At 71.0% G+C, this 20,406-nt stretch carries 23 protein-coding genes; 11 read left to right on the forward strand and 12 right to left on the reverse strand.

Going from position 1 to position 20,406, the window contains the following annotated elements; all coding sequences use genetic code 11:
* Positions 1–114: 114 nt before the first annotated feature.
* Both AB0D31_RS27440 and AB0D31_RS27445 read right to left on the reverse strand, forming a co-directional pair.
* The gene (locus tag AB0D31_RS27440) at positions 115–690 is read right to left on the reverse strand and encodes a TerD family protein (RefSeq protein ID WP_362727988.1); all 576 of its coding nucleotides are present in this window, start codon (positions 688–690) and stop codon (positions 115–117) included.
* A 170-nt stretch (positions 691–860) separates the two neighbouring features.
* On the reverse strand, positions 861–1,886 hold the full coding sequence (locus AB0D31_RS27445) for a hypothetical protein (RefSeq protein ID WP_362727989.1): 1,026 nt from the start codon (positions 1,884–1,886) through the stop codon (positions 861–863).
* Positions 1,887–2,123: 237 nt separating this feature from the next.
* Here AB0D31_RS27445 and bla point away from each other — a divergent pair, with 237 nt between their 5' ends.
* Positions 2,124–3,101, forward strand: a complete 978-nt coding sequence (gene bla, locus AB0D31_RS27450) for a class A beta-lactamase (protein ID WP_362727991.1) — start codon at positions 2,124–2,126, stop codon at positions 3,099–3,101.
* 2 nt (positions 3,102–3,103) lie between these two features.
* Here the strand turns inward: bla and AB0D31_RS27455 are convergent, their stop codons facing one another.
* A complete protein-coding gene (locus AB0D31_RS27455; RefSeq protein ID WP_362727993.1) occupies positions 3,104–3,694 on the reverse strand; it encodes a hypothetical protein in 591 nt (196 codons plus the stop codon).
* A gap of 258 nt (positions 3,695–3,952) precedes the next feature.
* On the opposite strand from AB0D31_RS27455, the gene AB0D31_RS27460 reads away from it, so the two are divergent.
* Together AB0D31_RS27460 and AB0D31_RS27465 are read left to right on the forward strand one after the other, a co-directional pair.
* On the forward strand, positions 3,953–4,282 hold the full coding sequence (locus tag AB0D31_RS27460; protein ID WP_362727995.1) for a LuxR family transcriptional regulator: 330 nt from the start codon (positions 3,953–3,955) through the stop codon (positions 4,280–4,282).
* A gap of 150 nt (positions 4,283–4,432) precedes the next feature.
* A complete protein-coding gene (locus AB0D31_RS27465) occupies positions 4,433–5,224 on the forward strand; it encodes a phosphodiesterase (RefSeq protein WP_362727996.1) in 792 nt (263 codons plus the stop codon).
* A gap of 111 nt (positions 5,225–5,335) precedes the next feature.
* On the opposite strand, the gene AB0D31_RS27470 is transcribed toward AB0D31_RS27465, so the two are convergent.
* Positions 5,336–6,424 (reverse strand): hypothetical protein, encoded by a 1,089-nt coding sequence (locus AB0D31_RS27470; RefSeq protein ID WP_362727998.1) that lies wholly within the window; start codon positions 6,422–6,424, stop codon positions 5,336–5,338.
* A 152-nt stretch (positions 6,425–6,576) separates the two neighbouring features.
* On the opposite strand from AB0D31_RS27470, the gene AB0D31_RS27475 reads away from it, so the two are divergent.
* A complete protein-coding gene (locus tag AB0D31_RS27475; RefSeq protein ID WP_362728000.1) occupies positions 6,577–6,915 on the forward strand; it encodes a thioredoxin domain-containing protein in 339 nt (112 codons plus the stop codon).
* A gap of 58 nt (positions 6,916–6,973) precedes the next feature.
* Here the strand turns inward: AB0D31_RS27475 and AB0D31_RS27480 are convergent, their stop codons facing one another.
* Complete coding sequence (locus AB0D31_RS27480) at positions 6,974–8,233, reverse strand: PP2C family protein-serine/threonine phosphatase (RefSeq protein ID WP_362728002.1); 1,260 nt, start codon at positions 8,231–8,233, stop codon at positions 6,974–6,976.
* An 82-nt stretch (positions 8,234–8,315) separates the two neighbouring features.
* On the opposite strand from AB0D31_RS27480, the gene AB0D31_RS27485 reads away from it, so the two are divergent.
* Entirely contained in the window at positions 8,316–9,278 is a 963-nt protein-coding gene (locus AB0D31_RS27485) for a maleylpyruvate isomerase family mycothiol-dependent enzyme (protein WP_362728004.1), read from the forward strand.
* A gap of 219 nt (positions 9,279–9,497) precedes the next feature.
* Here AB0D31_RS27485 and AB0D31_RS27490 read toward each other — a convergent pair whose 3' ends face one another.
* The 3 genes from AB0D31_RS27490 to AB0D31_RS27500 form a co-directional block, all read right to left on the reverse strand.
* Positions 9,498–9,665, reverse strand: a complete 168-nt coding sequence (locus AB0D31_RS27490) for a hypothetical protein (protein ID WP_362728006.1) — start codon at positions 9,663–9,665, stop codon at positions 9,498–9,500.
* Between the two features lie 215 nt (positions 9,666–9,880).
* Positions 9,881–10,285: a hypothetical protein gene (locus tag AB0D31_RS27495; RefSeq protein WP_362728008.1), complete on the reverse strand. Its 405-nt coding sequence runs from the start codon at positions 10,283–10,285 to the stop codon at positions 9,881–9,883.
* Between the two features lie 348 nt (positions 10,286–10,633).
* Positions 10,634–11,551, reverse strand: a complete 918-nt coding sequence (locus AB0D31_RS27500; protein ID WP_362728009.1) for a MurR/RpiR family transcriptional regulator — start codon at positions 11,549–11,551, stop codon at positions 10,634–10,636.
* Positions 11,552–11,923: 372 nt separating this feature from the next.
* Here AB0D31_RS27500 and AB0D31_RS27505 point away from each other — a divergent pair, with 372 nt between their 5' ends.
* Together AB0D31_RS27505 and AB0D31_RS27510 are read left to right on the forward strand one after the other, a co-directional pair.
* Positions 11,924–12,376 (forward strand): hypothetical protein, encoded by a 453-nt coding sequence (locus tag AB0D31_RS27505; RefSeq protein WP_362728011.1) that lies wholly within the window; start codon positions 11,924–11,926, stop codon positions 12,374–12,376.
* A gap of 197 nt (positions 12,377–12,573) precedes the next feature.
* A complete protein-coding gene (locus tag AB0D31_RS27510) occupies positions 12,574–13,338 on the forward strand; it encodes a DUF305 domain-containing protein (protein WP_362728013.1) in 765 nt (254 codons plus the stop codon).
* 155 nt (positions 13,339–13,493) lie between these two features.
* Here the strand turns inward: AB0D31_RS27510 and AB0D31_RS27515 are convergent, their stop codons facing one another.
* Positions 13,494–14,159: a TetR/AcrR family transcriptional regulator gene (locus AB0D31_RS27515; protein ID WP_362728015.1), complete on the reverse strand. Its 666-nt coding sequence runs from the start codon at positions 14,157–14,159 to the stop codon at positions 13,494–13,496.
* 122 nt (positions 14,160–14,281) lie between these two features.
* On the opposite strand from AB0D31_RS27515, the gene AB0D31_RS27520 reads away from it, so the two are divergent.
* On the forward strand, positions 14,282–15,505 hold the full coding sequence (locus AB0D31_RS27520) for a cytochrome P450 (RefSeq protein ID WP_362728017.1): 1,224 nt from the start codon (positions 14,282–14,284) through the stop codon (positions 15,503–15,505).
* Between the two features lie 20 nt (positions 15,506–15,525).
* Complete coding sequence (locus tag AB0D31_RS27525; protein WP_362728019.1) at positions 15,526–15,717, forward strand: (4Fe-4S)-binding protein; 192 nt, start codon at positions 15,526–15,528, stop codon at positions 15,715–15,717.
* Positions 15,718–15,957: 240 nt separating this feature from the next.
* On the opposite strand, the gene AB0D31_RS27530 is transcribed toward AB0D31_RS27525, so the two are convergent.
* Positions 15,958–16,557 carry a TetR family transcriptional regulator gene (locus AB0D31_RS27530; protein WP_362728021.1) on the reverse strand — a complete coding sequence of 200 codons (600 nt, stop codon included), beginning with the start codon at positions 16,555–16,557 and terminating at the stop codon, positions 15,958–15,960.
* A 111-nt stretch (positions 16,558–16,668) separates the two neighbouring features.
* Here AB0D31_RS27530 and AB0D31_RS27535 point away from each other — a divergent pair, with 111 nt between their 5' ends.
* Positions 16,669–17,859, forward strand: a complete 1,191-nt coding sequence (locus AB0D31_RS27535; RefSeq protein WP_362728023.1) for a cytochrome P450 — start codon at positions 16,669–16,671, stop codon at positions 17,857–17,859.
* A 5-nt stretch (positions 17,860–17,864) separates the two neighbouring features.
* On the forward strand, positions 17,865–18,083 hold the full coding sequence (locus AB0D31_RS27540; protein WP_362728025.1) for a ferredoxin: 219 nt from the start codon (positions 17,865–17,867) through the stop codon (positions 18,081–18,083).
* 169 nt (positions 18,084–18,252) lie between these two features.
* On the opposite strand, the gene AB0D31_RS27545 is transcribed toward AB0D31_RS27540, so the two are convergent.
* Both AB0D31_RS27545 and AB0D31_RS27550 read right to left on the reverse strand, forming a co-directional pair.
* Positions 18,253–18,873, reverse strand: coding sequence for an L-threonylcarbamoyladenylate synthase (locus AB0D31_RS27545; RefSeq protein ID WP_362728027.1), 621 nt, complete (start codon positions 18,871–18,873; stop codon positions 18,253–18,255).
* A gap of 181 nt (positions 18,874–19,054) precedes the next feature.
* Entirely contained in the window at positions 19,055–20,230 is a 1,176-nt protein-coding gene (locus tag AB0D31_RS27550) for an alanine--tRNA ligase-related protein (RefSeq protein WP_362728029.1), read from the reverse strand.
* Positions 20,231–20,406: the final 176 nt, after the last annotated feature.

Consider the following 20,406-nt stretch of genomic DNA (forward strand, 5'->3'; position numbering starts at 1 on the left):
CCGATCATCGGAAGAGGGCCGCCGCCGGGGGCGCCGTACAGCCGCCGCCCGCCGGGAAGAGCGCCGCGGACGGCGGGAGGTGCGCGCGGCGGGCGGTGCGGGGTCTCCTCTACCTCAGACGTTGACGCCGAAGTCGGAGGCGATCCCGGCGAGTCCCGAGGCGTAGCCCTGGCCGACGGCGCGGAACTTCCACTCCGTGCCGTGGCGGTAGAGCTCACCGAAGACCATGGCCGTTTCGGTCGAGGCGTCCTCACTGAGGTCATAGCGGGCCAGCTCGGCACCGCCCGCCCGGTTGATCACGCGAATATAGGCGTTGCGCACCTGGCCGAAGCTCTGACCGCGCGCCTGGGCGTCGTGGATGGAGACCGGGAACACGATCTTCGCGACCGGCGCGGGGACCGATGTGAGGTCGATGTTGATCGTCTCGTCGTCGCCCTCGCCCTCACCGGTGAGGTTGTCACCGGTGTGCTGAACCGAACCGTCGGGACTGGTCAGGTTGTTGTAGAAGACGAAGTGGCTGTCGGAGAGCACCTTGCCGCTCTCGTCGCACAGCAGCGCGCTGGCGTCGAGGTCGTGGTCCGTGCCCGTGGTCGTCCGCACGTCCCAGCCGAGACCGACCGTGACGGCGGTCAGCCCCGGGGCTTCCTTGCTGAGCGAGACATTGCCGCCCTTGGCGAGGCTCACGCCCATGTTGATCCTCCGTGGTTGTGCCGGATGCGTCCTCGCATAACAACGCCCGGCACGGCGCTACGGTTCCATGGTTGCGCAATCCCTGAAGCGGGAGGGGGGAGGCCCCCGATGCACCCAGAACGCGGGCAGGTCCTCGTCGCGCACCTCGCGCAGGGAGACGGGCCCTGCCGTCAGGAGGCGGGACCGTCCGGTGGAGCGCCCGTGGTGGCGGCCTCGTACAGCGACTGGGTGGCGGCGCCGAAGTACGCGCTGTAGGAGACCTGCGGCGTGTTGCCACCGGTGTGGTAGCCGCCGATGACGCCGATCACGGCCCAACCCCCGGGCCACGGCACCAGCATGGGCCCCCCGCTCGTCCCGCCCACGAAACCGTCGCAGGCGATGCGCGAGAAGGTGCCCGGGTCGGCCGCGTCGTCACTGACCCACTTGGTGGTCCGGCTCAGGCACTCCAACGGCTTGTCGGCGTTGCCGGGGTAGCCGATCATCCGGACCGGGGTGTGCGCGTACCCGGACCCGGTCAGCAGCTGGACCGCGCCCACCGCGTCCTCCAGCCGCTTCCCGTCCTCGTTGGGTTCGGTGACCGCGAACCCGAAGTCATAGGCGGCGCCCGCGTGTTCACCCAGGTCGTAGTACTCCTGGGAGACGTACACACCGTTGTCCTTGACCGGGAAGACACCGAAGGGCTTGAGCCCGTCGTGGTACTGCGGTACGAACCCCAGGTGATGGCGGGGCGAGGAGCCGGCGTACCCCTTGAGGCAGTGTCCGGCGCTCAGCACCAGGTCGTGATCGGGGCTGCGCACCACCGAGCCGCTGCAGGTGCGCCCCGTACCGGAGGCGTCGGTCCAGAAGAACGTACCGGCCTCGGGGATGCCGTCGAAGCTCTTGCTCGGCGGGATGAACTCGCCGGGCCTCGGCCCGTCCACGGTGGGTGGGCTGGTACGGGCCGCCGCCTCCCTGTGCGCGCCGCTCGCTTCCGGCAGCGCGGCCGTCATGCGGGCGGCACTCCAGTAGGCGGCCAGGCGCGCGGCCTCGGGGTTCGGCTCCGCGGACGAGGCCGGAGAGGCGGGGGAGGCCGGGGGCAGCTGGGGCGCCCCGGGGGGCGGGGAGGCCGCGAGCGCCGATGAGCCGAGCCCGGCCGAGACCAGCAGGGCGGCCGCCGCTACAGCGGCATGTCGGATGATCCTGGTCCTGCGCACCATCGATTCCCCTCTGCCCGAGCACATGTGACGCTTCACCATACGGGGGACGCGGGGACGGGCAGAAGCGTCCGCCGCCTCCCGGGCGCGGCGCTGCGGAGAGCGAGTGGGCGGAAGGTCCCGACCACCGGCCGCGGTCTCACCCACACGGCCGGAGCGGCCCCGATAGGCGGATCGCTATGGCCGCGTTTCCTGGACGCCTCTTGGACGTCGACCCTGTGCGCCTGTTCTGCTGGAGGCATGCGAGACAACACGACACGCCTTGCTTCCCTGCGCCACGTCCGCACGAAGGGCCCCGCGGTCCTGCTCGCCCTCGTGGCGTTCACCACCACCGCGGCATCGACCGCGCAGGCGGCCGACGTCGCGCCGGTCCCCACCCGTTCGGCACACACGTCCCTCGGTGTGTCCGGCACCCATGTGGCGGCTGAACTCAGCCAGTTGGAGGCGGCCCACCACGCACGGATCGGCGCCTTCGCCCTGGACACCGGCACCGGACGGACCGTCTCCTACCGGGGTGACGAGAGCTTCCCCTCCCTGTCCACCTTCAAGGCGATGGTGTGCGCCGCCGTCCTTGACCGGGCGCGGCACACCGAACCCGGGCTCATGGAGAAGGTGATCCACTGGACCAAGGCCGACGAGGTCGCCAACTCGCCCCTCACACAAGGCAACGGGGAGAAGGGCATGACCGTCGCCGAGCTCTGCCGTGCGGCCGTCACCCGCAGCGACAACACGGCGGGCAATCTGCTGCTCCGGCAGGTCGGCGGCCCCCAGGGCCTGACCCGCTACTACCGCTCCCTGGGCGACCCGGTCTCCCGACTGAACCGCTGGGAACCGGAGTTGAACGACTGGCAGCCCGGTGAGCGACGCGACACCACGACCCCAGCCGCCATGGGCCGCGACCTGGCAAAAACCACCCTCGGCTGCGCGCTCGCGCCCCCGGACCGGGACCGTCTGACCACCTGGCTGCGCGCCACCTCCACGGGGGACGCGCGGATCCGCGCCGGGGTGCCCAAGGACTGGACCGTCGGCGACAAGACCGGCACGAGCGACTCCTACGGGTCCGCGAACGACATCGCCGTCGCATGGCCCCGCTCCGGCCGCCCCGTGATCATCGCGATCTACACCAACCACACGACCGCCGACGCCGCCGCGGACGACGCGGTGGTCAAGAGCGCGGCGACGGCGCTGGTGGACGGACTGGGCCTGTCGGGCACCTGAGGTCAATCGCCGTGTGGGCAGGTCTTGTTGACGATGGCCTCGCCGGCAAAAGCCCTGTTGGCAACGGCCTGCCACACGGTCCGGGCCAGCACGTCGGGTGCGAGGGTGGCATCGACGATCAGGTCGCAGGAGTGGCGCAGTGGCTCGACGTGCCGGGCGTGGGCGTCGCGGCGATGGTCGAGGTAGTTGCGCAGCAGCACCTCGAGAGGGAACCCGTCGCGCAGACACTTGCGCGCTATCTTGCGTGCCAGACGGAGATCGGCCGGCAGATCGACGAACACGTCGAAGCGGGCGGTCTGTGTCCGAGGGGCTGTGTGGTGGGCAAACATGCCGTCGACGATGACGTGGGCGGCGGCCGCGAGGGCGGTGTCGGTATCGCGGCTCAGGCGCTCCCCGTCCATCGAGCGGGGGTCTCCCACGTCCAGCCGAGGAGTTCCCGTCCCGTCATGCGTCCACACGCCTCGCTCCGGGGTGCGGACGTAGTAGTCGTCACCGTGCAGAACCCGCACGGGCCCGTCGGGCGCGTCGGCCGCCAGCGCCGCGGCCAGCGTCGTCTTGCCCGCGCCCGCTCCGCCGCTCAACGTCACCAACATCCGGCCCCCCTGCTCCCCGTGAGGTCCGATGATCGCACGAGCGGTCCTGCGCCCGGGGTAGGTCCCAACGCGGCCATGGATCCCCTGCGCACCGCCATGGAACCCTGCGCACCGCCATGGCCGGTCGGGTCCCGTCGGGATCGGCCGGGTCCCGGCGCGTCCTGGCGTGCTGCCGACCCGCGGTTCTGCCAAGGTCGGGCTGTACGTCGCCCCGGCGGCGGGGCCCGCACCCTTCGCCCAAGGAAGTGAGAGCAAGACATGGAGAAGTTTTCCCTGGAAGCCATTGCCCGCGCCCAGCTGAAGGCCGCCCGGGAAGCGGACGCGGGGCGCAGCGCGTCCACCGTGATCGGCGGGCACGAACGCGTACTGCGTCAGACGGTGATGGCTCTGACCGCGGGGAACTCGCTCAGCGAGCACGCACTCGGCGGTGAGGCCACGCTCCTGGTGTGGTCGGGCCGCGTCAGGCTCGCCTCGGGCGGGGAGACCTGGGAGGGGCGCCACGGCGACCTGCTGGCCGTGCCGGGCGCGGCGCACACCGTGGAGGCGCTGGAGGACTCGGTGTTCGTCCTGACCGTCGCCATGACGTGAGACGCCCACGACTCCAAAAGCGCTCACCGCACCCCTCGACTCCCAAGCGCCCGCCGCACCCGCACCGGCTCCCAAGCCCATGCCGTACCCGCGTGTTCACCGTGGGCGTGACCGGTCGTGGGGCGGTGAGCAGCGGGGAAGGGTATGCGAATGACCTTGGCCATAGCCCATCTCAGCGACCCGCACATCACGGCAGGTGCCCTGGCAGGTGGGCCGGCGGAGGCGCTGAGCCGTGCACTGGGCCGCGCCCTCGCACTCGATCCGCAACCGGACGCCGTCGTCATCACGGGCGACCTCGTCGACCGAGGCCGGCCCGAGGAGTACGCGGTCCTGCGTGACATCCTCTCCGGGTTTCCCCTGCCGCTGCACTTGGTCGTGGGCAACCACGACGACCCCGGGACGCTGCGGGCCACCTTCGCCGGTACCGCGTTCCTCGGGGGGTCGCGGGAGACGCATTACGCCGTGGAGTACCCCGAGTTCACCGTCGTCGTGGGTGACTCGAAGGTAGCCGGGTCCCCGGCGGGCCGCCTGGGATCGGCTCAACTCGCCTGGCTGGACACGGTACTTGCCCGCCGTCCTGACGTACCGGCATTCGTCTGTCTGCACCATCCGCCCCTTCCCGTCGGGATCCCCTTCCTGGACGCCATGCGCCTGGCCGACGGTGACGATCTGGCCGCGACGGTGGGGCGCCACCCCCGTGTGGCGCGCGTCCTCGCGGGCCATGTTCACCGCGGCATCACCGCCGGTTTCGCCGGCACCACTTTGGCCGTCGCCCCCGGTACCCACCTCCAGAGCGGCCTGGCCCTGCGCGGCGAACTCCCCAACTACCTGCCGGATCCGACGTCCTTCCTCCTGCACCTGCGTGCGGGAGCCGGGTGGGTGACCCACACCGTCGCTGTCAGCGGTGCGGGTGCAACCATGGCCGCATGGTCCGGCCCCTGACCGGCGACCGGACGCGGGCCGCCCCACCATCCCCCGTACCGGCGGGGCGGGGACGAGCCGGAGACGCGCCGGATGTGCGCGCCGGCGCTCGCGCTCTGCCGTGCCGCCCCGTCAGGAAGTGAACCCGACGTGCACATGGTCGTGGTGGGTGTCGTCGGAGAAGAACTGGTTCACCGTGGTACCGCCCGTGAGCAATACGGGACCGCCCACGTTGTACGAACCGGCGGCCGCGGCAGCCCGCATGAAAGCCGTGATGAGAGTGCGTGAGGTGGCGGGGTCGACCACCGCGCGCCCGTCGACGCGCCACACGTCGAACGCCCGGCCCAGTGGGTGGTCGCTCGGCCGGTCGGTGCCGAACACGTCCAGCGGGTGACCTGAGCGTACGACGCTGACCGACAGCCGGTAGGTGCCCGCGAGTTGGAGCATGGCGTGCAGCACACTCTCGTGCACGGCGCCGCTGCGGATGTCGGCGATGGAGGCGGGTGGCAGCTCGATCCGGGACTGCGCGAGCACGTCGCGCGCCGCTGCGGTCGTCGTGCGGGCGGGGCCGGGCGCGGCGGGATGCAGGGCCGTGACGCGCCAGCCGTCGGACGTGCGACTGAGTCGTACGTCGACCGTCGTGCCGCCGGGCTTCACCGTGGTGCCGGTGAGGGTCGGCTGGTCGCAGACGACCAGCACGCTGGCCGTGTCGGACAGGATGCCGCCGTACTGTGCGTCGATGACCCGGACGACAGCCGCATCGGCGGAGGGCCGCAACGTCCCTGCCTCTTGGGCGAGTTGAGACGCGAAGCCCTCGGAAATGCCCAGCTTGGCGACCCGGCCGACCGCGTCGTCGTCGCCGCTCTGCCCGGCGGGCCAGGTGCCGAGCGCCTCCACGAGCCGGACGGCGGCGACCTTGGCCGCGGGCTCGATCTCGCCGGGGCCGGGGCGCCACGCCACGGAGGCCGGGAGCTCGGCGGGGGGACTCGCCGTGGCCGACGGTGTGGGCGAGCCGGTGGGGGGCGATGTGGTGCCGGGCGACATGGTGCCGGACGACGGGTGAGTGGCCGGGGAGCCGGCCGCTGGGGGCGTGGCCGTGGGGGACGTCGAACCGCCCGAGCAGGCGGTGGCGCTCAAACACCAGGCGGCCGTGCCCAGCAGTACCGAGCGACGTGCGACGTTTCCGGCCAGAGGCCCGCGGGGCGGGGGAGGCAGGACCATGACCGGCTCCTTGGGCACACGGGCGGACGCAGTGCCGTCAGTATCCGCCTCACGGGCCGGACGTCGGCGCACCTCGCCGGGCGGCCGCCGTAATTCGATCGCGGACGGGTCATGATGGGAGCCGCAGGACGGATCGGAACACAAGGAGCGCCATGGCCCGCAGGGTTCACCAGCCACGGGAGAACGAGGAATTCGCCTTCATCCTCGCGATGGCCGACAGCCCGGTGCTCGCGTACTTCTACGGGACGTGGCCGAAGGCCGTCGAAGCGTGCAAGGCGATGGACCCGGTCGTGGGCGACGCCGCCGAGGAGTACGCGGGCCGGCTGACTGTGGTCAAGGTCGACATCACCCGGTGCCCGGATCCCGTACGGCGCTACGGCGTCACCGGCGCGCCCACCGTCGTCCTGATCAAGGACGGCGAGGCGGCGGCCACCGGCACCGGCCCGATGGACCGGACGGCGTTGACGCGATTCCTGGACGCGGGTCTCTGAGCCGGGCGGCTGACTGCGCACCCTCCCTCCGCCCGCCCTCCCACACACCCTTCCACCCTCATTCAGATGGGGCGGACGGTGCGGATGGGGCGGGGGGAGGAGACGGGGAGGACGCGGTGGACGGGGGCGACGGGGCGGGTGGACGGAGCCGCTCGATCGCCACCATCGCGGCGTCGTCACCCAGGGACCGGGCGGGGGTGTGGGCGAGCAGGTCGTCGCGCAGATGGCTCAGCAGGGCGCGCGGCCCGGTGCCGTTCCAGGCGGCGGCACGCTCCGCGAGCGGGTAGAAGCCGCCGCTCTCGTCGCGGGCCTCGAGGACACCGTCGGTGTAGAGCAGCAGGATGTCGCCCGGCTCGAACGGGAAGGTTTCCGCGAGGAGTTGGGATGGAGCGAGCCCTACGAGGCCCAGGGGCGGTGACGGCTGGTCCACCTCCAGCGGGATGACACGGTTGCCGCGAAGGAGCAGCGGCGGGGGATGGCCACAGTTCACGAGTCGCAGCGCCCGGCCGGTGTCGGGGATGTCGAGCAGAGCCGCCGTGATGAACGCCTCGCCCGGGTCGCCGGCGCGGGCTCCGACAGCGGTGTCACCATCGTCCAGGGTGCCGGACCCGTTGCCCGCCTCCGCCCCGGCCCCCTGTTCCTGAGCGCCGTCCAGGTCGGGTGCCACCGCCCGTTCGAGATAGCCGGCAAGCGAAGGAAGGTCGGCTTCCTGGTGGGCCGCGGCACGGAACGCGCCCAGCACGAGAGCCGCGTCCCCGACCGCCTCGAGCCCCTTCCCCCGTACGTCGCCGATGATGAGCCGGGTGCCGTGGGCGGTGCGCGCCGCGGCGTACAGATCACCACCGATCTGTGCCTCCGCCGCCGCGGCCATGTAGACGCTCGCCACACGCAGCGGCCCCAGGCGCTCGCGCAACGGCCGCAACACGACCAGCTGCGCCGCCTCGGCGACCGAACGCAGCTGCACCAGTTCCTTCTCGTGCACTTCGCGCAGATGCGCGAAGAGGGTCACGAACACCGAGATCAGAAGCAGTGTGATGATCTGGAAGCTGTGGTTGAGATCGGTGACGCTGCCGCGCACCATCGCGACGACCACCTGCGCCAGCACGGCGACCGCGCCGATGAACGCGGTGGCCCGCGGCCCGGCGAACGATGCCGTCACGGCGGGGGCGGCGGCGAGGAACGGGCCGAGGTGCACATCGGGCGGGGCCAGGAGATCGCCCACGCTGACGAGTGCGATCATCGCGAAGGGCACCGCGGACAGTGCGTGCCGCGGCGTCAGTGAGCGGGGCCGGACGGCGCGCGGTGCCTGAAGATCCATCACTCCTGCATACACCGGACCGTGCTCCTGGCGCCGCTGGCGTGGCCGGACCGGGCAGGCGAGACGAGGAAGAGCGCATCCGATGGACAGGGACGAGGGCGTGGACGAACGTATGGACAGCAACAACATGGACGATCCCGACGATCCCAGGGGCGAAGACATGGGCGGGGGAGCGGGTGCGGGGCCGGGTACGAGTGCGGGTGCAGGCCTGGGCGGGGGCACAGGTGCGGACCTGGGCGCGGGTGGCGACGGCTCTCCCGACCGGCGATGGGTGTCCGAGCCGGAGACCCACTGTGCGGCGGTGCTGACGGAGACCGCTCGATTCGTGTCGGCCGTCGAGGGGGCCGACCTGTCGACGCCGGTACCGAGCTGTCCCGGCTGGTCCCTCGTCGATCTGATCCGGCACACCGGAAGCGTGCAGCGCATGTTCTCCGGCCTGCTGCGCAGCCGCGTCCAGGAACGGCCCCTCAGCCGTGACACGGAGCTCGATCTGCCGGCGCACGACGACGGATACCCCGCCTGGCTGACCGCCAGCTCCCAGGTGGCGGCCCAGGTCTTCGCGGACACCCCGCTGGACCAATCGATGTGGGTGTGGGGCGCGGATCCCCATGCCCGGTTCTGGGTGCGGCGCATGCTCTGCGAAACGCTGGTGCACCGTGTCGACGCGGAACTCGCCCTCGGGCTGCGGCCCGTGATCGACCCCGCCCTCGCCGCCGATGGGGTGGACGAGTTCCTGGTCAATCTGCCCTTCGCCGCGTCGTTCGCGCCGAAGACCGCTCAACTGCGCGGAACGGACGAGAGCATCCGCTTCCGCTGCACCGACCGGCCGGGTGACTGGCTGATCCGTCTGCGCCCAGACGGCTTCGGCCTCGACCCGGGCTGGGCGGACGCGACGGACAGCCGGGCCGCGGACGCCACCGTCGAGGGCGCTGCCGCCGACCTGCTGCTGTTCCTGTACGGACGCCTCGGCCTCACGGCACAGAGCCTCACGTTCTCGGGGGACGATGCCCTGCTCCAACGCTGGGTGGCGAATTCCGCGTTCTGAGGCCGGGCCGCAGATGGGCCCACCGCGGCCGCCATCCTTGTGGGCCAACCCCGGCTCGTGGGCCAACCCGGGAAGGGCATCGCGGTGGGCTCACCCCGGCGGGGTGGGGTCGGGCCAGGACACCCTGTGGAGCCGAGCCCGGGCCCGTCAACAGGACGGATGCGAAGGCTAGTTGCCTGGGTTGTCCACTTGTCTACTTGTCCAGCTGTGGCCGGTTGTCTAGTTGTGGCCGAACTTCCGCGGGTGCTTGTGCGAGACCTCGGGCACCGGGTGCGCGCGCTCCTGCGTGCCGGAGGCCTTCGGCTGCTCGTTGCTCTCGGCGGTGGCGCTGCGCTCGTGGCCGCCGGTGCGCGCTCCCCGGTTCTGGCGGGTCTGCTTCTTGCTCATGGTGGTCGCCCCCTGATGGGCACGTCGGGATGGAACCACCTCCACGCTTGCACGCGGCCCTGTAGATCGCATGTCGGGTGTGGGCAGGGCGTCAACGGGGCCCGGGCGAACGGGGGTCGGGTCCCGGCGAGGTCGGGTCCCGGTGAACAGGGATCGGGCCGGGCGAACGGGGGTCGGGGCCGGGCGACGCCCGCCCACCGTCGCCTCCAAGGCCGTCACCTTCGCTGCGCGGGCGACCTGCGGGGCGGGGCTCCGTCGTCCACGAGGGCGTCCATGACGAGCCGGACGCCCCGGGCCAGACGACCCAGTTGCTCCAGCTCCATCGCGTACATCCTGATGGTGTTCTCGATGACGGCCGGGGCCACGCCCAGCGTGGGCAGCTCGGCGCGGCTGGTCTGGAGCGCCACGCGCACCGCGCGTATCTCGTGCTGCACCTGGATCTGGGCGTGCCGGGCGAGCAGCACATGGTGGCGTACGAGGGGGGAGTAACCGGCGTAGCGGGCCGGCAGCAGGTCGCGCAGCCAGCGGGTGGCGGTGCGTTCCCAGTCACGGCTACCGGGCGGCTTTACCTGGCAGGGCCAGTCCGGGCTCAGCGTGGTGGTGGGGGCCGTAGGCAGCATGATCGTCGCTTCCGATGGGTGCCGACTCTGATCGAGAGGTGATGGGCGACCCCGGCTCAGGGGTTAGCCGGGGCCGCCACGGGCGGGCCATCGGATCCGACTGCCTGGATCGGACATCCGGCGCGACGTGAGGAGGGGGGCGTCACGCGAGATGTTCGTTCTCAGAGGGACTGGGGGTCGCTCTTCCTTGGCGTGGGGGGATCGATGGCCGCCACGGCTCAGTAAACATATATACCGTTGAGTAAACAAGGGTATGAAAAAATTCATGCGCCCTCAGGGTGTGAAGATCCTGCGGACTGAGGGGGCGAATCGCGCCCTGAGGGAAGAATCGGAAGGCTGACGGCCCTGCTAGAGAAAGAAACCGTGTTTGTCGGCGGCCTGCTCGTACTCTTCGAGCCGCGCCTGTGTCCGTTCGGGATCGGCGTCCGCCATCGCCTGCAGAATGGCCGCGGCGAGAACGCCCGGCGCCGCGTACGAGTCGAACACCAGGCGGGAGCCGGTGCCCGCGGTCAGCGCCACATCGGCCTCCTCGACGAGTGGGCCCAGCGTGGTGTCCGTGACCAGGGCGATGCGCAGACCCGCGCTGCGGGCGGCACGCAGCGCCGCCACCGTCTCCTTGGCGTGCCGGGGCATGGCGAAGGCCAGCACCCAGGTCCCGCCCGCCGACCGGGCCTGCAGCAGCGCGTCGTAGGCGACGCTGCCGCCGCGCGTCACCACCCGCACATCGGGGTGGATGCGCCGGGCCGCGTACGCGAAGTATTCGGCGAGGGACACCGAGATCCGCAGGCCGAGGACGGTCAGCGGCACTGAGCGGGCCAGCTCACGGCCGATCTCCAGGACCGTGGTGGTGTCGGCGACCAGACGGCGTACGTTCTCCAGGTTCTCGATCTCCGCGTCCACCGCGGCCTGGAGCTCGTTGTGGAGGCTCTCCTCGCGGCCCTCGGGTGTGCCGGCAAGGGCACTCAAGGCGATCGGCTGCAGCGCCTCGCGCAGGGCCGGGTAGCCGCTGTAGCCGAGGGAGGCGGCGAAACGCGTGACGGACGGCTGGCTCACACCCACCCGTTCCGCGAGTTCGGTGATCGAGAGGAAGGCCGCGTCGGTGAGGTGGTCGATGAGGTACTGGGCGATGCGCCGCTGGCCGGGGGAGAGGCGGCGGCCGTCGAACAGAGCGCGGACCCGGTCCGCCGGGACGCGCTCATGGTTCGCGTGCTGCCCGCTCGGCGTGATCGCAGCCGACTGGGCGCGTACCTGCTGCCCCGATGACACCGGCGGGCCTCCTTCTCATGCCATGTGTGCTCAAAACATAGCTCACCGCCGTGACGAGCCGGCCCAAATTCCACCACTGACCTGGTTACTTCGGCTGCGGACACCGACCTTGCGGCGGTACGGCGAGCCCCGCCCGGGCCGGTCGTCCGAGGGGCCACGCCGGGGCGGGGGTCCCCGGGGTGTAAACCCGGTGGGGGTATCGTCGGGCCGGAGCGCGGAAGACTGCCGGCGCACGGAAGGCGTCCGGAGGGCGGAAAGCGTTCTAGGCGCTGAGGGCGTCCGGCGCGGACGGTGCTTGAGGCGCGAAGGGCGTCCGGCGCGTGGCGGACGTCGAAGCACGGGAGACGGTACGAGAGAGGACCGGGGGGAGCAGTGGACCGCAGGCGCACGGGCAGGGCGGAGTTGATCCGGCTGGCCGTGCTGTGCGCTGTCCTGTTCGGGCTGTTCTCCATGCACGGAGCACCCGCGAGCGCTGCGGCCGGCTGCCATGGAGAGATGGCCATGCCGGCTCCCGTGACCGCACTGCCCCCGGCCATGGGGCACGCGTCCATGGTCGAGGACACGGCCATGTCCGCCGTGTCGGCCGAGCGCCCCGGACACCAGGTCGCACCCGCCGCCACGGGGGCGGCCGGTGAACTGTGTGTGTCCACCCCGGCCCGTGAGCGGTGGCCGTTGTCCGCGGCGGGTCTGCTCGCCCTCTTCGGTCTGGTCGTCCTGGTGGTACGGCAACTCGCCGGACCCCGGGCCGCGTTTCGGGCGGCCAGGCGCGGACCGCCGCGCGGCGGCAGAAGTCTGCTTCTCCAGGTGTGCGTCGCGCGGACGTGACAGGTGCTGACCAGGCCCTGCCCCGGCCGGCCCTGCCCCGGCCGGCCCTGCCCCGGCCGGCCCCGGGCCGGTCCGGCACTGAGCGGTCCGGCACTGAGCGGTCTGGTCCTGACCGGCCCGGCCTTGCTCGGTCTGGTCCTCGCACCGTCCGTTTCCGCGCCCCAGCAGTGGCGCGCCCACCTGGAAAGAACTTCGCGATGTTCGCTACCCACACCCACACCCACACCCACACCCCCACCGCTACCCGCACCCACACCACGGCCTCCAGCGGCCTTGGCCGTCGCCGCGCCCTCGCGGCGCTCGGCGTCGTCGCCGCTCTCGCGCTGGCGCTGACGGCCTGCGGGTCCTCCGGCGGGTCCGATTCCGGCGACTCCGCGACGCCCGGTATGCACCACGGCCCGGCCACGACGTCGTCCTCGGGCGCCGCGCACTCCGCCGGTCCGTTCAACGACGCGGATGTCGCGTTCGCCCAGCAGATGATTCCGCATCACCAGCAGGCCCTGCAGATGGCGCGGCTCGCCGAAGGGCGTGCGGCCGACTCCGAGGTCAAGAACCTGGCCACCGCGATCGAGAAGGCCCAGGACCCCGAGATCGGCACGATGAAGGGCTGGCTGACGTCGTGGGGCAAGCCGCTGCCGTCGTCCCCCGCCTCGTCGTCGGCCTCGCCCTCGTCCTCGATGGGGGACATGCCGGGGATGAACCACGGTTCGGGCGGCCCGTCCGCCATGCCCGGCATGATGTCCGATCAGGACATGCGCGACCTGACCTCAGCGAAGGGCAAGGACTTCGACCGGGCGTTCTCACGGCTGATGATCAGCCACCACCAGGGCGCGGTAGCCATGGCCAAGGACGAGCAGAAGAACGGCGACAACCCGGACGCCAAGCGTCTCGCCGGTAACGTCATCGCCGCGCAGAACGCCGAGATCGAGCAGATGAACAAGATCCTCGCTCGCCTGAAGTAGCGGGAAAGGGGCGTCGGTCTTCGCGCCGGCGAAGGTCGACGCCCGCCCAACGCGCCCAACGCGCCCAACGCGCCCGAGGCCTGCCGTTCGGATCGCCCCGGCTTCGTACAGGAGGCGTGCCACCCTACGGCCGGGCCGATCCATAGCGACGAACCCTAGGCGGGATCCCCCGACGGGGACGTGTGCGGGCGCCGGCAAGGGGGCGGGGTGAGGAGCAGCGGCAGGTACACATCGTCGACGATGTCGGTGATGAAGTCGTCCTCCAGGGGCGCGCCGAACAGCAGAAACTGGTTGCGCAGCAGGTCGGTCGCGACCGTGGCCCGGCGCGAGGTCAGAACCCACGCCTCCAACTCCCCCCGTCGGACGGCTCGTTCGAGAACGATCTGGACCGTGGCGGGCCGTACGGTGTGAATCCGTTGCCGGATCAGCTCGGCCAGCTCGGGATCGCGGGTCATCTCGGCGAGGAGCCCTCGCATGAGGTCGCCGAATGGACTGGCCATCTTGGCCGCCATCTGCCGCAGCAGGACCAGTACATCGCCGCGCAACTCGCCGGTGTCGGGGAGATCGACCTCGGAGACCTTGCCCAACTTGCACGCGTCAACGACCAGTTGGGCACGGCTCGGCCACCGGCGGTAGACGGCCGCCTTGCCCGTCCGGGCCCGGGCGGCCACCCGTTCCATGGTCAGGGAGGCGTAGCCCACCTCGGTGAGCTCGTCCAAAGTCGCCAGCAGAATGGCGCTTTCCAGCTCCTCGCCACGACGGCGCGGGCCTTTGCGGTGGTCAAGGGGTGGTGCGGTGGCCGGTTCGGCACTGTTGGGCACCCCTGCCTCCCGTGTCTGTCGCATAGGGGCCGTTGCGTTCTTCCGGGGGGACAGCCTAGCCTCCGAGTTAGAGAACAGTCCGTTCTTTAACGTCTGAGGTTTCGAGGGTTTCGATGACCGAGATGACAGAGAAAGCCACCACCATCCACGCGCCGGAGGGGGCCCCGGCCTTCCCGGCGGACCGCACGTGCCCCTACCAACTGCCGCACACCTACCGTGAGTTGCGCGACGAGCCGGATGCGCTGCGCCCCGTGACGCTCTATGACGGCCGACGCGCCTGGGTGGTGACCAAGCATGAGGCGGCGCGCACGTTACTCGCCGACCCCCGGCTGTCCTCCGACCGCCTGCACGCCGCCTTCCCCGCCACCTCCCTGCGCTTCAAGGCGTTCCGGCAGGGACGCCCCGCGTTCATCGGCATGGATCCCCCCGAGCACGGGTCCCGCCGCCGCATGATGATCAGCGAGTTCACCGTGAAGCGCATCAAGGGGATGCGCCCGGACGTCGAACGCATCGTGCACGGCTTCATCGACGACATGCTCGCCGCCGGGCCCACCGCCGACCTGGTCAGCCAGTTCGCACTGCCCGTACCCTCCATGGTGATCTGCCATCTGCTCGGCGTCCCCTACGCCGACCACGAGTTCTTCCAGGACGCCAGCAGGCGCCTTGTGCAGGCCGTGGACGCCGCCGGTGCCATCGCCGCCCGGAACGACTTCGAGCACTACCTGGACGGCCTGATCACCAAGATGCAGTCCGAACCCGGCCCCGGGCTGCTGCACAAACTGGTCACCCATCAGCTGGCGGACGGCGAGATCGACCGCGAGGAGCTGATTTCCACCGCCCTGCTGCTGCTCGTCGCAGGCCACGAGACCACGGCCTCGATGACCTCGCTCAGCGTCATCACCCTGCTCGAACACCCCGACCAGCACGCCGCCCTGCGCGCCGACCCGTCCCTGGTGCCGGGCGCGGTCGAGGAACTGCTGCGCGTCCTGGCCATCGCGGACATCGCGGGCGGCCGCATCGCCACCGCCGACATCGAGATCGACGGACAGCTCATCCGTGCCGGCGAAGGAGTGATCGTCACCAACTCCATTGCCAATCGCGACGGTTCGGTGTTCGCCGATCCGGACAGCCTCGACGTGCACCGCTCGGCCCGCCACCACCTCTCCTTCGGGTACGGGGTGCACCAGTGCCTGGGCCAGAACCTGGCCCGCCTCGAACTCGAGGTCATCCTCACCGCGTTGTTCGACCGCATTCCGACCCTGCGCCTTGCCGTCCCCGTGGAACAGTTGACGCTGCGCCCCGGCACGACGATCCAGGGCGTCAACGAGCTCCCGGTCACCTGGTGACCGAGAGGAAAGGAGGGCCCATGCGGGTCTCAGCGGACCGGGACGTCTGCGTCGGAGCCGGACTGTGCGCGCTGACCGCGCCCGGCATCTTCGACCAGGACGACGACGGCCTCGTCGATGTGGTCACGCCTGATCCCGACCCGGCACAGCAGGCCGCCGCCCGCCAGGCCGGCAACCTCTGTCCATCGGGAGCAGTCCGCGTCACCGAATAGCGCGACCGTCCCTACGGGCATGCCCCGTCCCTGCGGGCAGACCCCGGCCCGGGCCCGCGTCAGCCGGCCCGGGCCCGGACCGGTGTCGTACGCCCCCGAGCGGCGTGCGCCATGACGACTCCCGTCCCAACAGCAGGAGTTGGCTACTGAAGCATCAACTCTCTCGCTCTTCCGGTAGCGCGAGTTGTCCGCTGGAGCAACAACCCTTCCGCCTGGCACCGCGAGTTGACAGCTGGCGCGTCAACGGGGATCGCTCTCGGGGGCCGCAGCCCACAGATGGTCGAGAGTGTCGACCACGAGCCGGCAGACGGTGTCCGGATCCGCGCTTGCCAGCGGCTCGCGCGCGACGACCGTGCGCATGAGGCCGATACCGAGCAGCCACGCCATGGCCAGATCCGCGCGCAGGGCCCCGTCCTTGGCCCCGGAGAGCGCGGCGAGAGCGCTCTGGTACTGCTCGCCCAGCTCCCGCAGCGTCCCGGTCGCCTCGTCGCCGCGCCCTATCGAGCGTAGATAGACCTCCAGGGAGCGGTCCCCGGTCCCTGCCGCGCTGCTGGTCAGCATCGAACGCAGCGCCGTCTCGAAGAGTTCCTCGGGTGGAGTGGCACGCAGCTGTTCCAGGCCTCCCTGGGCGACGACTTCCGTGAGCAGGCCCTGCTTGGAGCCGAAGTACCGGAACAGCAACGCCTGGTTGGCCCCGGCCCGTTCCGCGATGTCGCGGACCGTCGTCCCTTCATAGCCGCGCTCCGCGAACAGGTCGCGGGCGGCGTCGAGCAGCCGCCGACGGGTGGCTCCGGCGTCGCGGCGGCGCTCACCGGCGGGCGCATCAGGGGCTTGATCCATGGCGACGGTCCTCTCAGGCGGCCCGTCAGGATAACGGCCACAAAGCCCCGTTGACCGCCTCCCGGGGCGGCCCTACGGTTGTAAGCAGCTGCTTACATTCGGGAGGCCGCAGTGACGACAGCCGACACCACACCCCTCGCCTACCCCTTCAACACCTCCGACGGGCTCCAACTCGCCGACGCCTACGAGCGCGTACGCGAACAGCCCGGTCTGTTACGGGTGCAGATGCCGTACGGCGAGTCCGCGTGGCTCGTCACCCGGTACGCGGATGCCCGGCTCGTCCTCGGCGACCAGCGTTTCAGCCGGGCCGAAGGAGCCGCGCACGACGAGCCCCGGCAGTCCGAAGGGCGTACCAACAGCGGGATCCTCGGCATGGATCCGCCCGATCACACCCGGCTGCGTTCCTTGGTGGCAAGGGCGTTCACCGTCCGCCAGGCCGAGAAGCTCCGCCCGCAGGTACGCGAGCTGACCGCGAGCCTGCTCGACGACCTCGAAGCGGCGGGACCCCCCGCCGACCTCGTGGACACCTATGCGCTGCCGCTGCCCGTGGCCGTGATCTGCCGGCTGCTGGGCGTGCCCGCCGAGGACCGGCCGCGCTTTCGGGTGTGGAGCGACGCGGCCCTGTCCACCAGTTCTCTGACCGCCGCCGAGTTCGAGGCGAACCGTGAGGAACTGCGCGCCTACATGGGCGAGTTGATCGCCCGGCACCGGCAGGAGCCGCAGGACGATCTGATGACCGCGCTCATCGAGGCCCGCGACGGCGGTGACCGCCTCTCCGAGCTGGAACTCGTCGACCTGTGCGTGGCGGTCCTGGTGGCGGGGCACGAGACCACCGCCTCCCAGATCCCCAACTTCACCCTCACCCTGATGGACCACCCCGACCAGCTGGCACAACTGCGGGCCAGGCCCGACCTGGTCGCCAACGCGGTGGAAGAGCTGTTGCGCTTCGTCCCCCTGGGCAGTGGAGCGAGCCAGCCGCGCTACGCCACCGAGGACGTCGAAGTGGGCGGCACCCTGGTGCGGGCCGGTACGCCGGTCCTGGTGGCGACCGGAGCCGCCAACCGCGACGCGCTGCGCTTCACCGCCCCCGGCGTCCTCGACATCACGCGCGACGGCAACCAGCATCTCGGTTTCGGCCATGGCGTTCACCACTGCCTGGGCGCCCCGCTGGCGCGGCTGGAACTCCAGGAGGCGCTGAGCGCGCTCATCACCCGCTTCCCCGGCCTGAAGCTGGCCGGCGACGTGACCTGGAAGTCCGAGATGCTGGTCCGGGGCCCGCGCGTCATGCCGGTCGCGTGGTGAGCGCCATGACCTGGACCGTACGTGTGGATCCGGAGCTCTGCATGGCCTCGGGCATGTGCGCCGGAGCCGCCCCCGACGTCTTCGCGCTGGACGGCGAGCATGCACGGGTACTGTCCGACGGAATCGAGCCGGACGAACGGGTCCTGGACGTCGCCGACGCCTGCCCCGCCCAGGCGATCACCGTGCACGACGGGAGCGCCGTCATCGGCCCGCGCCGCGACTGACGCACCCCACCTCCGTCGACGCACGGGCACACGAGCGCAGGGGCCAAGGGTGCCGGGGCTGCGGGCGGCAGAGGTACGAGCAGGGGCTGTGGACGCAGGTGCTGCGCGCGCCGGGCCAAGGGTGCCGGGGCTGCGGGCGCAGGAGGTACGAGCGCAGGGGCGCGGATGGCTACTCGAAGCGCGAGATGTCCCCCGCACCCCGGCGTACGATCTCCAGCTCGCCACTGGAGAAGTCGAGGACGGTCGTCGGTTCGGTGCCGCAGTCTCCGGAGTCCAGCACGGCGTCCACCACGTGATCGAGGCGTTCCTTGATCTCCCAGCCCTGCGTCATCGGCTCCTCCTCGTCGGGCAGCAGCAGGGTGCTGGAGAGCAGAGGTTCGCCGAGCTCGGCGAGGAGGGCCTGGGCGACGGCGTGGTCGGGGATCCGCACACCGACCGTCTTCTTCTTCGGGTGCAGCAACTGTCGTGGCACCTCCCTCGTCGCCGGCAGGATGAAGGTGTAACTGCCGGGCGTGGCCGCTTTGATTGCGCGGAACACGTCATTGTCGATCTGCACGAACTGACCCAGCTGGGCAAAGTTCTGGCACACCAGGGTGAAGTGGTGGCGGTCGTCCAGCGCGCGGATGGAGCGGATCCGGCTGATGCCGTCCCGGCTGCCCAGCTGGCAGCCCAACGCATAGCAGGAGTCGGTCGGGTAGGCGACGAGCGCGCCGGAGCGGATGCTGTCCGCCACGCTGCCGATGGTGCGCCGCTGCGGGTTCTCGGGATGGACGTCGAAGTACTTTGCCATGCGCCGAGTCTAAGGTCCCGGCCACCGGGCGGCCCGTTCCGGCGGGGGGTCGTCCCGACGGGGGGCGTCCCGACGGGGGCGAGGCCTCGGCGCCGTGGGCCCGGCCGATCTGGCGCACGAACAGCGTGGGCCGGGCCGATCTGGCGCACGAACAGCGTGGGCCCGTCCCCCGGTGCCGGATTCAGCCCAGGGCGCCTCCGCGCAGGCCGAGTACGAGGTCGCGGGGCAGCCCGTGGGTGTCGTGCAGGTAGCTGTAGTCCTCCTCGTCGAGCTGAGTGGAGAAGCGAGGCTGGGACAGGACGCGGCGTCCGCGTTCGAGGAGCCGGGTGAAGCGCCGCTCCTCACCCAGGATCACCTCGCGCACCCGGCCGCTCGGTCCGTTCTGCCCGAAGTGGTCCAGGGTGTGCTGGAACAGTTCCTCGGGCAGATCATCGAGCGTGCGGGACGGATCGTCCCGCCACAGCGTGGTGAGCACCCGCCGGACCAGCCGCCGCAGGACGTATCCGCGCCCGGTGTTGGACGGCAGGACGCCGTCGCCGATCACGACGATGCCCGACCGCAAATGGTCGCAGACCACACGCAGTGACCGTTCCTCCAGCGGCCAGAGTGACGGCACCGTACGCATCCACGGCTCGAACAGATCGGTCTCGAAGACCGAGTTCTTGCCCTGGAGGACGGCGACGAGCCGCTCCAGGCCGAGCCCCGTGTCGACGTTCGGCTGGGGCAGGAGGCTGAGCGTTCCGTCGTCGTCCCGGCGGTAACGCATCAGCACGTGGTTCCACACCTCCACCCATCGCTCGTCGCCGGTCGGGGTCGACTGCGGTGGGCCGTCTCCCGTCCAGACGAAGATCTCCGTGTCGGGCCCGCACGGACCGGTCGGCCCGTTGGACCACCAGTTCTCCTGCGTGGTCAGTTCGACCGGCACCCCGCACTCCTGCCAGGTGCGCAGTGAGTCGGTATCGGGGTCGCACTGCTCGTCACCGCCGAACACCGTGGCGTACAGCAGGCCCGGATCCACGCCGAGCCCGTGGACGAGCAGGTCGTATCCCCAGCTGATGCTCTGTGAGCCGTCGTAGTCCCCGAGCGACCAGGTGCCGAGCATCTCGAAGACCGTCAAGTGGCTGGAGTCGCCGACCTCGTCCAGATCGGTGGTGCGAAGACAGCGCTGCACATTGACCAGACGCCGGCCGAGCGGATGGGGGCGGCCTTCCAGATAGGGGGTGAGCGGATGCATGCCGGCCGTCGTGAACAGTACGGAGTCACCGGGCGGCGGCAGCAGCGTCGACCCTGTGATACGCCGGTGGCCCCGGTCCTGGAAGTACTCGTCGAAGGTGCGGATGACGTATTCGGTGTTCATGGCTGCGGATTCCTTCGCTGCGGGGCAGCCGGAAATGGACCGCGGCGCGGGATGCGAACAAGAACCCGGAACGAGAGTCCGACGATCCACCGGCGGGCCGTTTCCGGTCGCCGGGGGAGTAAGTGAGGTCAGGCGGCGGCAACCGGCGAGCTGGTCGCTCGCGCGGTCGAGGTGCC

It is taken from the genome of Streptomyces sp. NPDC048361 (assembly GCF_040651795.1).
Taxonomy (GTDB): Bacteria; Actinomycetota; Actinomycetes; order Streptomycetales; family Streptomycetaceae; genus Streptomyces.

Coding starts and splice junctions, on each gene's coding strand:
- AB0D31_RS27530 (WP_362728021.1), bottom strand. CDS start 16,557: ATGGATCAAGCCCCTGATGCGCCCGCCGGTGAGCGCCGCCGCGACGCC.
- AB0D31_RS27480 (WP_362728002.1), bottom strand. CDS start 8,233: ATGGATCTTCAGGCACCGCGCGCCGTCCGGCCCCGCTCACTGACGCCG.
- AB0D31_RS27445 (WP_362727989.1), bottom strand. CDS start 1,886: ATGGTGCGCAGGACCAGGATCATCCGACATGCCGCTGTAGCGGCGGCC.
- AB0D31_RS27510 (WP_362728013.1), top strand. CDS start 12,574: ATGTTCGCTACCCACACCCACACCCACACCCACACCCCCACCGCTACC.
- AB0D31_RS27475 (WP_362728000.1), top strand. CDS start 6,577: ATGGCCCGCAGGGTTCACCAGCCACGGGAGAACGAGGAATTCGCCTTC.
- AB0D31_RS27525 (WP_362728019.1), top strand. CDS start 15,526: ATGCGGGTCTCAGCGGACCGGGACGTCTGCGTCGGAGCCGGACTGTGC.
- AB0D31_RS27495 (WP_362728008.1), bottom strand. CDS start 10,285: ATGCTGCCTACGGCCCCCACCACCACGCTGAGCCCGGACTGGCCCTGC.
- AB0D31_RS27520 (WP_362728017.1), top strand. CDS start 14,282: ATGACAGAGAAAGCCACCACCATCCACGCGCCGGAGGGGGCCCCGGCC.
- AB0D31_RS27470 (WP_362727998.1), bottom strand. CDS start 6,424: ATGGTCCTGCCTCCCCCGCCCCGCGGGCCTCTGGCCGGAAACGTCGCA.
- AB0D31_RS27550 (WP_362728029.1), bottom strand. CDS start 20,230: ATGAACACCGAATACGTCATCCGCACCTTCGACGAGTACTTCCAGGAC.
- AB0D31_RS27540 (WP_362728025.1), top strand. CDS start 17,865: ATGACCTGGACCGTACGTGTGGATCCGGAGCTCTGCATGGCCTCGGGC.
- AB0D31_RS27490 (WP_362728006.1), bottom strand. CDS start 9,665: ATGAGCAAGAAGCAGACCCGCCAGAACCGGGGAGCGCGCACCGGCGGC.
- AB0D31_RS27455 (WP_362727993.1), bottom strand. CDS start 3,694: ATGTTGGTGACGTTGAGCGGCGGAGCGGGCGCGGGCAAGACGACGCTG.
- AB0D31_RS27465 (WP_362727996.1), top strand. CDS start 4,433: ATGACCTTGGCCATAGCCCATCTCAGCGACCCGCACATCACGGCAGGT.
- AB0D31_RS27545 (WP_362728027.1), bottom strand. CDS start 18,873: ATGGCAAAGTACTTCGACGTCCATCCCGAGAACCCGCAGCGGCGCACC.
- AB0D31_RS27485 (WP_362728004.1), top strand. CDS start 8,316: ATGGACAGGGACGAGGGCGTGGACGAACGTATGGACAGCAACAACATG.
- AB0D31_RS27440 (WP_362727988.1), bottom strand. CDS start 690: ATGGGCGTGAGCCTCGCCAAGGGCGGCAATGTCTCGCTCAGCAAGGAA.
- AB0D31_RS27460 (WP_362727995.1), top strand. CDS start 3,953: ATGGAGAAGTTTTCCCTGGAAGCCATTGCCCGCGCCCAGCTGAAGGCC.
- bla (WP_362727991.1), top strand. CDS start 2,124: ATGCGAGACAACACGACACGCCTTGCTTCCCTGCGCCACGTCCGCACG.